A 15,196-nucleotide genomic window follows, 5' to 3' on the forward strand; every position below is an offset into this window, starting at 1 on the left:
CACGATCGCGACATTGTCGATCCCGCCGGGGACTTGCTTGTCGAGCAAATTGAAGAGGCGGGAGAGACGCCGGTCGGTGACGGCCCAGATCTCCATGGCCTCGGGGCTGTTCGGGCCCCAACTGTGACCGACGTAGTCGTTCGAGGCGAGGTTCAAGACCAGCATGTCCGGTGTGGCGTGTTGGCCGAGCTTGTCGGCGACGACGGCCTTCTCCGTCAAGTCAAAGATGACGTTTTGTCCGTCGGCGCTCGCGACGACGCTGGTGTAGTACTTCTTCGACTTCTCGGTCGGGTGAGTGTGAGTGAACATTTTCGGGCCCTTCTCGTGGGGGGCGTTCCGAGCGTTGGCAAACGCCGACTCGGGAAGGGTGGGTTTCCAGTCCTTGCCTAAGAACGAGTCGATCTCGCGGCTCTTGTTGAACTCGTCCGCCCAAGCGGGGAGGCTCGGCGCAAAGTAGGTGCTGGTGACAAAGTTGCCGACCCCATAGTCGAACCAGACGACCTCGTCCGCGGCATGGCCGGCCATGAGGATCGAGGCACGGTCCTTGAAGGAGATCCCCACGACCTTACTGCGTCCGTTCGTCGCCATCTCCAACTCGTCTCCAACGGTCGTGACCTTGAGGGGGCGGGCGGTCTGGGCGGTCATCGTCCCGCCGACGGTTTGGTAGGCGTCGTCTTCGGTGCTGTAGTGCTCCTTGCCCTTCTCGCGGTCCCACCACTGGTTTCCGACGATGCCGTTGATGGCGGGGACCGACCCGGTGGTCAAGACGGAGTGCCCGACGGCGGTAAAGGTCGGCACGTGGTGGTGGTGGGCGTCGGTGTAGCGGACGCCGGTCTCGCTCAGCCACCGGATACCGCCGATCGTCGACCCCGACATCGGCGGCAGGTAGATGTCGGAAAAGCGGTCGATGTAGTCGGCGCGGCCCTGGTCGATAGAGATCACGACGACGAGCTTCGGCGCGTCTGTCGGCAAGACAAGGGGTTGGAGCAAGGCGAGAGCGGCGATACAGACACTCATGAGCGGCAGATTACTGCACCTTGACGTTATCGCGCGGACGCGTTCGTGGTACGGTCAGGGAAGGCTTGGCGATGGAAACGAGACGGGACTTACTCAAGAAAGCGGCGATGTTGACAGGGGCGGCGGCGTTCCGCTCGATGCCGGACTCGATCAAGCGGGCTCTGGCGATCAGCCCCGACCCAGGGACGACGTTCCTTGACGCGGAACACATCGTCATCTTGATGCAAGAAAACCGGTCGTTCGACCACAGTCTGGGGACACTCCGCGGCGTCCGTGGCTACAACGACCCGCGCGCCCATGTCCTGCCGAACGGTAACCCTGTCTGGCTGCAAACCAACGTCGACGGCGAGGTCTTTGCCCCGTTCCGGCTTGATATCAAGAAAACCAACGTCACCTGGATCGGCGGTCTGCCCCACACGTGGGGCAACCAGGTCGACGCGCGGAACGACGGGGCCTATGACAAGTGGCTGATCGCCAAGCCGTCGGGTTACAAGGGATATGCGAAGAAGCCGATGACCCTTGGCCACTACACCCGTGAAGACATCCCGTTCTACTACGCCTTGGCCGACGCGTTCACCGTCTGCGACCAACACTTCTGCTCCTCACTGACCGGTACGACGGCTAACCGGTTTTATCTGTGGAGCGGCACGGTAAGGGAGGCACCGCACCCGGACGCAAAGGCCCGGCTCTACAACGAAGAGATGGACCACGGACATTTGGTCGATTGGCCGACGTTCCCCGAGCGGCTGGAAGACGCGGGTGTCTCGTGGAAGTTCTATCAAAACGAGATCGACATCAGTACAGGCCTTACCGGAGAAGAGGGCTATTGGCTTGCCAATTTTGGCTGCAACCCCCTAGAGTATGCCGCCAAATACAACGTCCGGTTCTCCCGGCGTCACCGGCGACACCTTGCTGCCAGGGAGAAAGCCATTCCGGGAGAGATCGCTGACCTTGAAGCCAAGCCCACCAGATCTAAAGATGAAGAGGCGAAGCTCACCAAGCTCAAGAACGAACTGAAATCCACTAAGTCGGCCCTTGCGAAGTGGACGGAGGAGAACTGGCGCAAACTCTCTGACCGGGAGCGGAGTCTCCACGAGCGGGCCTTCGTTTGTAACGACGGCGACCCCAAGTTTCGGGAGCTCACGACCCTTACCTATGACGACGCCGGCACGGAGCGGACGATGAAGGTCCCGGGCGGAGACATCTTCCACCAGTTCCGCAAGGACGTCAATGAAGGCAGGCTCCCGACGGTCTCTTGGTTGGTCAGTCCCCAAAGCTTTTCTGACCACCCCTCGTCAGCATGGTTTGGCGCCTGGTACGTCTCTGAAGTCCTCGATATCTTGACGAAGAACCCGGAGGTTTGGAAGAAGACGATCTTCATCTTGACCTACGACGAGAACGACGGCTACTACGACCACGTCCCGCCGTTCGTCGCCCCGAACCCCTATAAGCCCGAGAGCGGCAAGGTGTCAGGGGGGATTGACGCCCGGGTGGAGTTTGTCAGCAAGGAACAAGACCTGAAGTTCCGACCCCGCTACAAACCGCGCGAGAGTTCGATCGGCCTGGGCTACCGAGTGCCCTTGATCGTCGCTTCACCATGGAGCCGGGGTGGTTGCGTGTGTTCCGAGGTCTTCGACCACACATCAGTCTTGCAATTTCTTGAGAGTTTCCTGACCAACAAGACCGGAAAGAAGGTCAGGGAGTCGAACATCAGCTCGTGGAGAAGGGCGGTCTGCGGGGACCTGACTTCCATCTTCCAAAGTTACGACGGGCAGGACATCGACCTGCCGACGTTTGTCGAACGAGACCCCTTTGTCGAAAGCATCCACCGCGCCCGCTTCAAGAGCCTGCCTACGAGCTTCAACAGCGTCAGCGCCGAAGACGCCGCCGAGATCAGGGCGGGCCGGAAGAAGGTGCCCAATGCCGGTTCCCAAGAGCCGGGCACCAAGCGCTCCTGCCCGTTGCCCTACGAACTCTACGTTGACGGCGGCCTCAGTAAGGACGGATCCCGGCTCGAGGTGCGGTTCCGCGTGGGCGACCGGCGCTTCGGCAAGCGCTCCGCCGGGTCACCGTTCAACGTCTACTCTTACCGGCGGACGGACGACATGCAGTTCCGGGCCTATGCGGTCGAGCCCGGGTCAGAGGTCTTCGACGTTTGGAACTTGACCGATTTCGCCGACGGGCTTTACAACGTCCGCGTGGACGGCCCCAACGGGTTCATGCGTGAGTTCCGGGGGCACATGGGCGAAGGGGAAGTGCAGGTGACCGCCACCTATCCCGACGGGGCACGGACCGTCGAACTCGCCCTGTGGAACCGCGGCACCCAAGGCCATCAGGTCGAGGTCCACGACAACGCCTATGGAGCCCAAACCAAAGTCATGCGACTTGACGCCGGTCAGAGTGTCAAGGTCCGGGTCGACGCTAGCGAGAGCAAGGGGTGGTACGACCTCAGCGTGAGGGTGGGTGGGTCGGCCACGTTCCTTCGGCGCTTGGCCGGGCGGGTCGAGACGGGCGCATGGAGCGTCACGGACCCGGCCATGGGATGAGGCCGGGTCTCGGTTTGGCTCAGTGCTCCTTCGGGGTGGTCAGGCTGAACCAGTTTCCAAAGGGGTCCGACATGATGGCCTCCGTGCCGTAGAACTGTTCTTCAGGCTCGCTCTTGAACTTGACGCCCTTGGCGCTGAGCTCGGCGAAGGTGGCGCGGCAGTCGTCAGTGTGGAAGACCCCGGCGCCCATGGCTCCCGACGCGACCAACTTCTTGAGCGCGGCCGCTTGCTCCTCGTCGAGGGACATACCGGCCTCAATCTTCATGATCGTGATCTCAAGGTCAGGTTGGCCCGATGGACTGACGGTCAGCCAGCGGAACCCGTTGTCCATGGTGGCGTCGGTGTTGACGGTGAACCCAAGTTTGTTGACATAGAAGTCATAGGCTTGGTCCATGTCGGTGACCCAGACCGGTGTGTGCGAGAGGCGGGTGATCATAGGCCCGATTATCGCCCTCGTCTACCGCCCCGTGGTTATCCAAAATTGCCAAATCGGAGAAAGCAGGCGGGGATGCGGCTCAGGTCGTCGGGCTTCCACCCCAGCCAAAAGCGCTGCTGGGCGGCCCGGTAGGCCAGGGGCGTGGAACCGTAACGGCTCCGAAACAGCCGGGTGAAACTCGGGACGCTGCCGTAGCCCACGCTGAGACACACGTCTTGGACGGACATCTCGGTGTGGGCGAGGAGCCTTCTAGCCTCGTTCAGGCGCATGGCCTCGACAAACTCGCGCGGAGTCAGTCCCCAGGCAAGGCGAAATTGGCGGAGAATGGCCGTTTCGGAATAGTGCCACTCGTCGCGCAACTGCCGCAACTCGACAGGACGGCGATAGTTCTCCGCCAAGAAGTCACGGACTTCACGGGCCAGTCTGGCAGCCACAAGTCGATTGTACAAGGGGAAGCCAGATCAGGGCCGGGGGCCCTGCAACGCGGCGAGTGCTTCGAGCCGCCGGGTCTGCTCTTCCCAGGCCGACATGCGCCCCGCGAGCTCCTCTTGGACTTGGCCGTGCCGACGGGTGAGCGCGAGGATGTCGGCGTTGGCGGGCAGGGAAGCAAGTTGGGACTCGACGTCTTCCAACTCCTTCTCGCTGGCCGACACCTGGTCAAGGAGGTCTTCTACCAGCTTGGTCAGGCGGCCGATCTCTTTGCTCAGTTCGCGGGGAGACAGGGCCGGTTCAGCTGGCGCCTCGACGTCCTTCGCCTTCGGCACCGGCGTGCCCGTCTCTTGCCGACGTTGCCAGTCGCGGTACTCGTTGTAGGAGCCTGGGTACTGGACAGGCCCGCTGCGGCGGACGTCAAGGATGTGGTCGGTGACTTGGCCAAGGAGCCAGCGGTCGTGGGAGACCAAGACCAGGGTGCCGGTGTACTCCTTGAGCACCTGGGCCAGGGCGTCACGCGACGCCATGTCCAGGTGGTTGGTGGGCTCGTCCAAGACAAGCAGGTTGGGGGACAGGTACGTCAGCAGGGCAAGGACGAGTTTGTTCTTCTCGCCCCCGCTGAGGGTGCCGACAGGCCGGTAGACGTCGTCACCGCCGATGAGGAACCGCCCGAGCAGGTCCCTGGCTTTGGCCGCCTCCAAGTTGGTCTCGTCGACGATGAACTCGAGAGGTGAGACTTCGGGGTCGACTTCGGCGGCGTCTTGGCTGAAGAATCCGGGCTCGACCCCAGAGCCGACCCTTGACTTGCCGCCGAGTGAGGGGATCTGGCCGAAGATTGTCTTGACGAGGGAGGACTTTCCGGCCCCGTTCTCGCCGATGACTCCCCAACGCTCGCCGTACCGGACCGTCCAGTCGAGTCCGTCGATCAGACTCAGGCCAGGGTAGCCGACTTGGAGGCGTTCGGTGACAAGGACGTTGTCGCCGCTGCGGCCGGTCTTTTTGAACCCGGCCTTCATGCCCTTGTCGTCCTTGGGGGCGGCGACCTTGGTCGCGACAAGTCGGTTCATGAGCTTGAGGCGCCCCCGGGCTTGGGCGGTGCGCTGGCTGTTCATGAACCGACGGACATACTCGTCGAGCTTGGCGATTTGATCGGCCTGCTTCTCGGCGAGCCGGGCAAGCCGGGCGTCTTCTTCTTCCCGGAGCCGGAGATATTGTCGGAAGTCGCCCGGATAGGACTTCAGCTTGCGGTCGCGGAGCTCGACGACGCGCTGGGCGGTGTTTTCCAGGAACGTCCGGTCGTGACTGATGAGGAGGACGGCGCCGTGGTAGCCACGTACCCAACCTTCGAGCCATTCGGTCGCCTGGAGGTCGAGGTGGTTGGTCGGCTCGTCGAGGATTAGGAGGTCTGGTTCTTCCAGGAGGAGCCGGGCGAGGGCCAGGCGGGTCCGTTCCCCCCCGCTCAATGCTGATGTCGGCCGGTCAAACTCGTCCTCCGTGAAGCCCATGCGCTTGAGCACGGCCCGGACGTCGCTCTCGACCGAGTAGCCTTCTGCCTCCAGGAAGTGTTCGTGAAGGAGCGCGTACTCCTCAAGGTCGTCTGGACTGGGGTCGCCTTGAAGCCGGGTGTCAAGTTCGGCGAGGCGGGCTTGCATCTCCCGCTTGTCATGCTGGCCGCTCTGGGCTTCTTCCAATAGCGTCGTGTTGGGGTTGACCTGGGCTTCCTGCCGCAGGTAGCCGACCTTGGCGCCCCGGGCGACAAGAACGGTGCCGGAGTCGGGCTCTTCGAGCCCGGCGATGATCTTGACGAGCGTCGTCTTGCCCGTGCCGTTGCGTCCGACGAGGGCTACCTTTTCCCGACGGTCGACCCGCAGGCTGACCCCTTCCAAGACGATGTCCACGCCGTAGAGCTTGCTGACGTTGCCGACGGTGAGGACCACGGGCTCAAGTGTACTGGGGCTAGAATCCTCGGGTGACTTGGCCCCGACGATGGCCCCACCCCGCCCTGGTCTTCGTCGTCCTCGCCTGGGGAGTCAACTTCAGCGTCATCCGGGAGTCCTACAAGTCCTTCACCCCCGAGGCCGTCGCCGTCCTGCGCTGGACGGGCATGGTGCCCTGGATGTTTGTCCTCGCCAAGCTGGGTAGGCAAGACCTTTCGATGGACCGTGCGCTGCGGTGGCGTGTGTGGCTGGCGGGCTTCTTGTCGAGCGGGGTCTATATGGCGGTGTTTGTCGCCGGAATGGCGCATACCAGCGCCACCCAAGGGTCGATCGCCTTGGCGACCGCGCCGATCTGGATCACCTGGTTTGCCATGGCCCTGAGGCAAGAGGCTTTCCGTTGGTCGGCGGTCTATGGGCCGCTCGTCGCGTTTGGCGGGGTGGTGCTGGTCATCAGCAAGTCAGGACCGGTCCAGGGCACGGTGCAAGGCACCCTGCTGTGCCTGCTCTCTGCCGTGATCTGGGCGGTGAGCGTCGTCTATCTGCGGCCGATCCTGCGCGAGGAACCCGCCCTCAAGGTCATGACGGTGTCCTTGCCCGCCGCGGGACTTGCTCTACTCCCCTATGGTGGCGCCGCCGTGCTGAGGGTCGACTGGGCGCATGTCGGAGCGGTGGGTTGGGCCTGCATGGCGTACCTGGTGCTCGTCGCCGGCTCCTCGGCGTACGTGGCCTACTACAAGGCCATCGAGGACCTCGGGCCGTCACGGGCCGGGACCACTCAGTTCCTCGTCCCGCCGACCGCCCTCGTGGTCGAGTCCTTGTTCCATTGGCGGGCACCGGTCTGGACTCAGGTCGTGGGTGTCGCCGTGGTGCTCTTCGGGGTCTGGCTGAGTACGAGGCAGCCTACGGCGAAGCCGGTAAGATGGACCCCATGAGAGTCGGCGTGGTCGGTGCGGGGGGGATGGGAGCCGTCCACTGCCGGCATTGGACGGCGGTGGACGGGGTTTCCCTCGTGGTCTACGACTTGGACAAGGACAAGCGCGACGCCCTCGCCCGGGCCAACGGCGCGTGTGCCGCCGCCGATCTTGAAGCCCTTGTCGACGACGCCGACATCGTGGACGTCTGCGTCCCGACCGACCTCCATGGGGACGTCGCCTGCCTGGCCTTGTCCAAGGGAAAGGCGACGCTGGTCGAGAAACCTTTGGCCCGGTCTCTCGAAGAGGCTGGTCGGATCGCCGCCGCGGCCAAGGCCTCCGGGGCTCCTCTCGGTGTCGGCCATGTCGCGCGCTACTTCCCCGAGCACGAAAGCATCAAGCACGCGATCGCGCGCGGCGTCGTCGGCAGGCCGGCGGCGGTTCGGGTCCGCCGGGGCGGCGGCCTGCCCCGCAATTACGACGGCTGGTTCAGCGACCCGAACCGGTCCGGCGGTGTGCTTCTCGACCTTGCCATCCACGATTTCGACTGGATCATCTGGGCGCTGGGCCCGGTGGACAGTGTTTACGCCCGGTCTGTCTCGCTGGGCAAGCCGGTGGCGGGTGCCGACATCAGGGGAGACTACGCCTTGGCGACGTTGCATTTGGCGAGCGGGGTTGTCGCCCACGTGGAGGCCACCTGGATGGACCCGGCCGGTGGACGTGCCACCGTGGAGGTCGCCGGCAGTGAAGGGGTGATCGAGTACGACTCGCGGAACTATCCCACCGTCCGCACGGCGACGGCCGACGGGGCCCGGGCCGAGGCTCCCCACGGGCCGGGAGCGGACCCCTACTTCCGCCAACTCAAGGCGTTCCATGACGCCGTCAAGGCGGGTGGCGCGTCACCAGTCGGCATTGACGACGGGATCGCCGCCCTCAAAGTGGCCCTTGCCGCCGTCGAGAGCGCAAGGACCCTGCAGACGGTCCGTATATCCGCCTGACTTCGACGGTATTGCTGACAGGATCTTCTGTCCGGGCCGTCACTGGCCCGAAAAGTGTCGTCACATCTCTGGCGAGTCCATCGCTGGAGTGCAAATGAAGAAAACCCTGCTACTGATCCCTCTTGCCGCCCTGGGCGGCTTTGCCCATGCGGGCATCAACGCTGTCACGGGCGCCGCGACCGTCGTCGCCGCCCCGGCGAGTGTCCTCGACGACGCGACCGAGAGCAACACCCAAGCGATCGTGTTTTCCGAGCGGACCAACGTCCAACTCGGCGCCGCTTTGGACGTCGACGCCGTCGCGTCCGGCCTCTACAACGGTGCGGGCGACCTGAGTGCGAACACCATTGCCGCGGGCACCTGGGTGAACAGCTACTTCCTGCACAGCGACCCGGTCAAGAATCCGGTCAAGACGTATGAAGGCAGCTTCACCTTCGACGAGAAGATCCTCGGCGTGGTCGCCACCCGCGCCCATCTGAACGCGAGTGACCCCGTCCTCGGCAACCCGGGAACCACGTATCCGACCGGTGCCCCCCTCCACAACGCCCGCGAGTACGAGCTCAGCGCCAACGAGTGGTTCAGCATCAGCCCGGACATGAAGACGATCACGTTCAAGGCGAACACGAGTACGGAAATGGACCAGCTCCGTGTCGTCACCGAGTCGGTGCCTGAGCCGGCCTCGATGGCCGTCCTCGGACTCGGCGTCGCCGGCCTTGTGCGCAAAGCCCGCCGCAAAGCCTAAGCCTTCTCGACCCGACCCACCGAGCCGCCGTATCTCCCGAGGGGAGGTGCGGCGGCAATCTTGTGGCCCCCGTATAAATGCGGGTTTCTTGGTTCAGTCCTTGGCGTCAGGTCCATTTTGTCGGATGATGACGGGGCGGGTGTTTGCCCGGTGGAACTATCTTCCTTGCCCTAGTCCTCAGTGGCCGCCGCACCTCCCGGGAGGGGGATGCGGCGGCCCACTTCTATATCGAAGGCTCCTTCAGAGGGTGCCGCGCAGCGCTTGTTCGCGTTCGATAGACTCGAACAGGGCCTTGAAGTTGCCCTTGCCAAAGCTCGTCGCGCCCTTGCGGTGGATGATCTCATAGAACAAGGTCGGTCGGTCCGTCACTGGCTTGGTGAAGATCTGGAGGAGGTACCCCTCGTCGTCGCGGTCGACGAGGATTCCCAGTTGGGCAAGCTCTTCGATGTCTTCGTCGATTTTGCCGACCCGGTCGGGCAGCATGTCGTAGTAGGACCGCGGCACAGCGAGGAACTGGACACCCCGGGCCATAAGGCGCGAGACGGTGTGGACGATGTCGTCCGTCCTCATCGCGACGTGCTGGCAACCGGGCCCGCCAAAGAACTCCAGATACTCGTCGATCTGGCTTTTCCTTTTGCCCGGAGCGGGCTCGTTGATGGGAAACTTGACCCGGCCGTTGCCGTTCGACATCACTTTGCTCATAAGTGAGGTGTAGTCCGTCGAAATGTCCTTGTCGTCGAAGCTGATGAGGTTTTTGAACCCCAGGACGTCCTCGTACCACTTGACCCAGGTGTTCATCTTGCCCAGCTCGACGTTGCCGACGCAGTGGTCGACTTCGATGAGGCCGATGGGGTCGCCCGGCTGGTCTTCGGCGCGAAAGCCCGGCAAGAAGGGGCCGGTGTAATGGTCGCGGTTGAGGAAGCTGTGCACGGTGTCGCCGTAGGTCTTGATCGCGGCGTGGCGGACGCGGCCGAAATCGTCTTCCAGGGTCTCGGGCTCGATGCTCACCTCCGCTCCGCGGGCGACCGCCGTTTTGAACGACCAGTCCACGTCATCGACTTCGAAGGCGATGTTCTGCACAAAGTCGCCGTGGCGGGCGATCTTCTCTGCCATCGGGTGGCCAGGCCGGAGGGGCGCGGAGAAGACCAACTTGAGGTCGTTCTGTCGGAGCATGTAATCGACCTGGTCGCGGTGTCCGGTCTCAAGGCCGCGGAACGCCTCGATGCTGAACCCGAAGGTGTGCTGGTAAAAGAAGGCCGACTGGCGGGCGTTGTTGACGAAATGCCGGATGTGGTCGACCTTTCGGATGGGGAAGTTATCGGTGCTCATCGTTGTGTCCTGCTGTTGCACGCCCCAATTTCGTCCTCGCGGGCGAGGTTGAATACGGTCGTTACGGGCAACGAAAAGCTCTCTTAAGATTATGACGTCGTCAAGGCCTGGTCTAGACTTGGTCCTTGCGCCACGGAAGCGGCGGGCAGGCTGGGTCCGTTGCAGACTCGGAGCCGTCTGACCCATAATCTCCGGGCAGGCCGATGTAGCTCAGTGGTAGAGCAGCTGTTTCGTAAACAGCAGGTCACCGGTTCGAATCCGGTCATCGGCTCCAGGAATTAGGTTCAAAAAGCTCCCAGCGGGGAGCTTTTCTGTGTCTGGAGAGGGTGCGTGTAGAGAATCATGTAGAGTTTCAAGTCGTTCGACAAACCCAAGACTCATCAGCCCCCGGAGCCGAGTGTTCACCCTAGTGGTTGAGCCGAAGTAGCGCTCGAGAATCTGGTCACGAGAGAGCACGTGGCTAAGGGCGAGGTCCCTGATCAGGGCGATGTCGCGCCTGGTCAGCTTCACAACCATCCCTCCAAGCTGTCATCGTCGGCGCGGTCTCTTTGATAGGAGCGGTCGGGCTTGCAGGCACGGTCACGCCGGTCGCTTTGAAAACCCGTGTCACGGGCAGCTTCCGAGGGCACGTACGGCGGAGTTAAGGTGTGGATTTGCCTGAGTAGCCGACGGGCGGCAGGCGACCTGTGCCCGACATCCTCGATGAGCGGCGCGTTGACCTCGATGTGGACCGGGCTCTGTCCTCGTCGCCAAAGAACGGCTTCTCCAACCGGCATTGAGGCCAGGTCGAACGCCCTTGGATCACCAGCTATATCGCGGTTCAGAAATCGCGTTACGACTGCCGTCAATGGTAATGTGCTCTCCACTGTTGTATATTCTCCTGATGGCCTGAGAACACAACGGAGCATGTCAACGGCGATAGGCGCCGACTGGGTGAATTTCTCGCATGAGAGATCCAATTACGATTTGAGAGGCAAACCTGTGACCCATGTTAATTTTGGTATGAAGGGTACGGTTGTGCAGAATGTACAGACAAATGTTAGTACATTCGACGCGGAGGGTAATGTCACTTCGCGGTTGGTGGATTCCAAGCCCGTGACTCTAACATATGGAGGTGAGGCGAAGATACTAACCGAATTTCATTACGGCCAGCAGCCTACGACCTTATCCTATGGATGGCGCCGGGAGGAAGGTGACCTCGATTTCGGGCGCTGTAGTGTCCACATTCCAGTATGACGTGTGTGGGCGACTGGCAACGATCTCCGTTGGCCCGGGCTACACAACATACAGTTATGATGCTCGCGGAAAGCTTGCCTCCAAGGTTGGCGGCGCTCTCAGAACGACTCTGACATGCAACGATCTTGGTGAGTCGCAGTTGACGATTGCGCCGGACGGAGCTCGGACGACCTATGTGTACAATGGTGATGGTCGTCGCGTAGCCCAGGCGCAACCAGGAGGCTCACTGACGACTTTAGTATACGTCGGTGATGACTTGATAGAGGAAATCAGCTGATGTCTACTGTGTCGTACTTGTACTCCGGACCTGGCCAGTTGGCCGGGCAAAACAGCGGTTCATCGACTTGGGCCGTGCAAGGCGACGGCGGCGGCTCGACAAGCCAGCTAGTGTCCCAAGGCGGCACGGTCACCGACACTTTCTCCTACACTGTCGCGGGCGATTTGCTTTCTCGGACGGGCACTACTGTCATCCCTTGGCAGTTTGGGGCGCAGGATGGGCTCTACACCCCTACTGACGACGACGCTTTGCCGACGGGCCTGTACGCCGGAGTGCTGACTGACGGTGGAGACGGCTGGGATCCGGACGCCGGTTCGTACGCTGTGACCCCAGAGCAGCTAAACGCGGCGATCGGGTTCATGTTCGGCGGGATCGTCGGTATTTTGCCGCGTAACAACTTTGTCGAGCGGTCACTTAATATAGATAAGTTGTCCGCATGCATCGGCTGTTGCGGCCTAAAGATGTTAGCGGATACGCCTGGTGCGAAAACTGTATCCTGGCTAGCAGCACTTTTTGGCGGATCGGTCAAATGTGACTCTTATGACGTCGACCTTGAACCATTGAAGCTCCAGACGCCTGCAAAAGTGTTGTGGAAGACTCTAAGTGAGAAGCTCAAAGTAAAGATTGGTGGCAGGTCATATACGCCGGACGATCTTCCTGACGCATTCAAGGATGCAGCACTAGAAGAGCTACGGTCTAGGCTTGATCCAGAGATTCAAAAGAGTCTGGAAGAATACGACAAATGGAACAAGGATGCAAAGAAGGTGCTCGGTGGGTGGGGTTGCATTGATCCTGGAGCGTGCATAAGTGGATGTGCCGTGGGGTTTCTTCTTCAGGAAGAGCAAAATAGGTCAATATATCCTTGGCAAACATGTGGCATCGGTACTGACTTACAGGGGTGCTATGAGTGCTGCGAGGAGAGAAGGATTGCAGGCAAAATGAGTGGAATTGGATTTAGCCGGTGCTATGTAGGCTGCAGAATGGCTGGTGAATCAGAATGAGAAGAGGGCTATTGCATGTTGCGGCTTTCATCGTTCTTCTTCTTCTTCTTTTTCTTGTGCCGTCCGGCTGCCGGGGAAGACGGGACGCTTATCTTGACGAGGTCTTGCATAAGTGGAGTTTGGCCAACATTAGAGATGTTGACTTACAGTTCCATCCAAAGCTAGAAATCGGCGCACCAGATTGTGTTGTGCTGAGGTCGCCTTATGACGCAGGAAAAGTATTAGAGAAATTTGAATCCTATGCTCGCGATTTGGGAGAACTTAAGCCTAAGTGGCGGATGAAGAAACTCGATATCGGTTACCAAGAAGAATTTCAAGTGGCGCGAGATAAGGCCTTGGTAGTGCTAGTCGCTCCTGACAGAGACTTGGAAAATGGAGGAAAGCCAACCGGGATGACTGTGATAACCTTGTTTCAACTGAAATAGGGTGCCGGAGTTCGTGTTTTTAGGGGACCCAAGTTCGAATCCGGTCATCGGCTCCAGTGCGCCGCACTAGGCGCAGCGACCCGGCCACTGTTTCTCAATGAGCCCGACGGGTCGCGAGCATCTGGTGGTAGACCCCTTCGGTTTTTGCCGCCATCCTTGGCGAACTGAACTCGTCGACGACCAGGCCGTAGGCCTGACGCCCGGTCTCGGCACGGAGCTCCGGCTGGCGGAGCAATTCGGCCGTACGGTCGGCCATCGAGACCGCCTCGCCCGGTGCGACCAAATAGCCCGTGCCTTCGCGGACGACTTCGGGCACGCCGCCGACATCGTTGGCGACCACGGGCACTCCGGCCGCCATCGCCTCGACCAAGGCGATTCCCATCGCCTCCTTCAGTGTCGGGAACACAAAAACGTCCAGCGCGGGCAAGAGGTCGCGCACGTCGGGCCGGTATCCAGCGAACAACACGTTGTCCTGCAGCCTGAGCGAGGCGGCCAAGTCTTCGTATTCGGCCCTCGACGACCCGTCACCAAAGACCACGAAGACGGCGGAAGGGATGTCGTCGACGACCCGACGGGCGGCATGGAGGGCTTGGTCGATCCCCTTGAGCGGGGTCAGGCGTGCGGTCGTGCCAAAGGTGGGGACGCCGGGCTTCAGCCCGAGGGCGGCCCGGGCCGCGGCCCTCACCTCCGGGGTCGGCATCGGCCCGACCGGGATACCGTTGTGCACCACCGACATCCGGGTCTCGCTGAGCCCTTGGGCGACAAGGTGCCGCCGGACTTCGCCGCTGACGGCGATAAGGTGGTCTGAGGCGACAAAGGACAGCTTTCCGCTCAGCCCATGGACAGTGGAGACGCTGGGCACCCGGGCCAGCTTGGCGGCCAGGCTACCGTTGGTCGCTGAGGTCGACAGGTGGCAATGGACGATGTCAAACCGTTCCTGCCGAAACCACCGCGCCATCCGCACGATGGCGAAAGGGTCGACCTTAAGGCGGACGGGGAACTCCTGGACGGGATAGCCCAGGGCCCGGACATGGTCACCAAGGCCACGTCCCCTGAAGGTCGCGAACGAGACGCCATGCCCGCGCAAGCCCAGTTCATGGCAGAGCGTCATCATGCTCGCCACCGCGCCATAGGTGGCGTTGCGGGCGGAGCAGACCTGGACTACTTTCAGCGTGCCGTCGAACGAAGGCGTTCGCGCATGAGCTTCCAAAAGAGGACCGGCGTGCTGGTGTCTCGTCGGACGTTGATCCTGCGCCATAGCATCCTGTCAGTCTGGCTGTCGTTCAGTCCTTTGGCCACCGTCGTGGCGCAGACGTATCCGGCTTGCTCGGCCGCGTCCCGCACCCTACGGTCGACAGCACCGTAAGGATAGCAAAATGACCGGACCTCGTGTCCGACCAGTGCCTCTAGGGTCTCCCGGCATCGCGTCAGTTCTGACCGTAAGTCGTCGTCATTGAGATTTGGGAGCCGGGCATGGGTCACCGAGTGCCCCCCGATCTCCATCCCCGCCCGGTCGGCGGCGACGACCTCTGCGGCCGACATAAGCGGCTCACGCACGTCGCCGTTCCGGTTGTCCCAATCGTTGTGGCCGCCGAGCAGGCCGGACACGATGAACAGGGTGCCGGGCCAACCCTGGGCGGCAAGGACAGGGACGACATCTTGCGCCCAGTGGGCGTAGCCGTCGTCGAAGGTGAAGACGACCGGCTTGGCAGGCAGGCCGGGGCCGCCGTTGAACGCGGCCAACACCTGGGCGGTGCTGACCGCCGTGTGTCCTGTTTTGGCTAGCGCGGTGACATGGCGGCGGAACCGCGCCGGGTGGACGTAGTGGTTCGGGACGGTCGTCCCCGCCGGGAGGGGGGCGATCCGGTGATACATCAGGATGGGGACGCGAGGCATTTGGATGGCCGAAGCC

Annotated in this window: 14 protein-coding genes and 1 tRNA gene; 8 read left to right on the forward strand and 7 right to left on the reverse strand. The window is 62.0% G+C overall.

Annotated elements, in window-relative coordinates; translation table 11 throughout:
- The coding region (locus KF857_06175; protein ID MBX3111579.1) for an alkaline phosphatase family protein at positions 1 to 1,017 on the reverse strand (1,017 nt) is incomplete at its 3' end.
- A gap of 71 nt (positions 1,018 to 1,088) precedes the next feature.
- On the opposite strand from KF857_06175, the gene KF857_06180 reads away from it, so the two are divergent.
- Positions 1,089 to 3,563: a phospholipase C, phosphocholine-specific gene (locus KF857_06180; GenBank protein MBX3111580.1), complete on the forward strand. Its 2,475-nt coding sequence runs from the start codon at positions 1,089 to 1,091 to the stop codon at positions 3,561 to 3,563.
- Between the two features lie 19 nt (positions 3,564 to 3,582).
- Here the strand turns inward: KF857_06180 and KF857_06185 are convergent, their stop codons facing one another.
- From KF857_06185 to KF857_06195, 3 genes are read right to left on the reverse strand one after another with little or no spacing between them, the layout of a single operon-like run.
- Positions 3,583 to 3,999 carry a VOC family protein gene (locus KF857_06185; protein MBX3111581.1) on the reverse strand — a complete coding sequence of 139 codons (417 nt, stop codon included), beginning with the start codon at positions 3,997 to 3,999 and terminating at the stop codon, positions 3,583 to 3,585.
- A gap of 35 nt (positions 4,000 to 4,034) precedes the next feature.
- Complete coding sequence (locus KF857_06190; protein MBX3111582.1) at positions 4,035 to 4,433, reverse strand: helix-turn-helix transcriptional regulator; 399 nt, start codon at positions 4,431 to 4,433, stop codon at positions 4,035 to 4,037.
- A gap of 27 nt (positions 4,434 to 4,460) precedes the next feature.
- Entirely contained in the window at positions 4,461 to 6,368 is a 1,908-nt protein-coding gene (locus tag KF857_06195; GenBank protein ID MBX3111583.1) for an ATP-binding cassette domain-containing protein, read from the reverse strand.
- 32 nt (positions 6,369 to 6,400) lie between these two features.
- Between KF857_06195 and KF857_06200 the strand changes: the two genes are divergently transcribed.
- The 3 genes from KF857_06200 (at position 6,401) to KF857_06210 (ending at position 9,016) form a co-directional block, all read left to right on the forward strand.
- The gene (locus KF857_06200; GenBank protein MBX3111584.1) at positions 6,401 to 7,300 is read left to right on the forward strand and encodes a DMT family transporter; all 900 of its coding nucleotides are present in this window, start codon (positions 6,401 to 6,403) and stop codon (positions 7,298 to 7,300) included.
- Positions 7,297 to 8,277 carry a Gfo/Idh/MocA family oxidoreductase gene (locus KF857_06205; protein ID MBX3111585.1) on the forward strand — a complete coding sequence of 327 codons (981 nt, stop codon included), beginning with the start codon at positions 7,297 to 7,299 and terminating at the stop codon, positions 8,275 to 8,277. Before KF857_06200 ends, KF857_06205 begins: the two co-directional genes overlap by 4 nt.
- 94 nt (positions 8,278 to 8,371) lie before the next feature.
- On the forward strand, positions 8,372 to 9,016 hold the full coding sequence (locus KF857_06210) for a PEP-CTERM sorting domain-containing protein (protein MBX3111586.1): 645 nt from the start codon (positions 8,372 to 8,374) through the stop codon (positions 9,014 to 9,016).
- A 240-nt stretch (positions 9,017 to 9,256) separates the two neighbouring features.
- Here the strand turns inward: KF857_06210 and hppD are convergent, their stop codons facing one another.
- Positions 9,257 to 10,345, reverse strand: coding sequence for a 4-hydroxyphenylpyruvate dioxygenase (gene hppD, locus KF857_06215; GenBank protein MBX3111587.1), 1,089 nt, complete (start codon positions 10,343 to 10,345; stop codon positions 9,257 to 9,259).
- 199 nt (positions 10,346 to 10,544) lie between these two features.
- Between hppD and KF857_06220 the strand changes: the two genes are divergently transcribed.
- From KF857_06220 to KF857_06235, 4 genes are all read left to right on the forward strand, one after another.
- Positions 10,545 to 10,619: transfer RNA gene (locus KF857_06220), tRNA-Thr, on the forward strand.
- 897 nt (positions 10,620 to 11,516) lie between these two features.
- A complete protein-coding gene (locus tag KF857_06225; protein MBX3111588.1) occupies positions 11,517 to 11,858 on the forward strand; it encodes a hypothetical protein in 342 nt (113 codons plus the stop codon).
- 74 nt (positions 11,859 to 11,932) lie between these two features.
- Entirely contained in the window at positions 11,933 to 12,859 is a 927-nt protein-coding gene (locus tag KF857_06230; GenBank protein MBX3111589.1) for a hypothetical protein, read from the forward strand.
- Entirely contained in the window at positions 12,856 to 13,284 is a 429-nt protein-coding gene (locus tag KF857_06235; GenBank protein MBX3111590.1) for a hypothetical protein, read from the forward strand. The genes KF857_06230 and KF857_06235 overlap by 4 nt, the downstream gene beginning before the upstream one ends.
- Positions 13,285 to 13,378: 94 nt before the next feature.
- Here KF857_06235 and KF857_06240 read toward each other — a convergent pair whose 3' ends face one another.
- Complete coding sequence (locus tag KF857_06240) at positions 13,379 to 14,494, reverse strand: glycosyltransferase family 4 protein (GenBank protein MBX3111591.1); 1,116 nt, start codon at positions 14,492 to 14,494, stop codon at positions 13,379 to 13,381.
- Positions 14,452 to 15,180 carry a polysaccharide deacetylase family protein gene (locus KF857_06245; GenBank protein ID MBX3111592.1) on the reverse strand — a complete coding sequence of 243 codons (729 nt, stop codon included), beginning with the start codon at positions 15,178 to 15,180 and terminating at the stop codon, positions 14,452 to 14,454. The genes KF857_06240 and KF857_06245 overlap by 43 nt, the downstream gene beginning before the upstream one ends.
- Positions 15,181 to 15,196: the final 16 nt, after the last annotated feature.

The sequence above is a fragment of the Fimbriimonadaceae bacterium genome (assembly GCA_019638795.1).
Taxonomy (GTDB): Bacteria; Armatimonadota; Fimbriimonadia; order Fimbriimonadales; family Fimbriimonadaceae; genus JAHBTB01.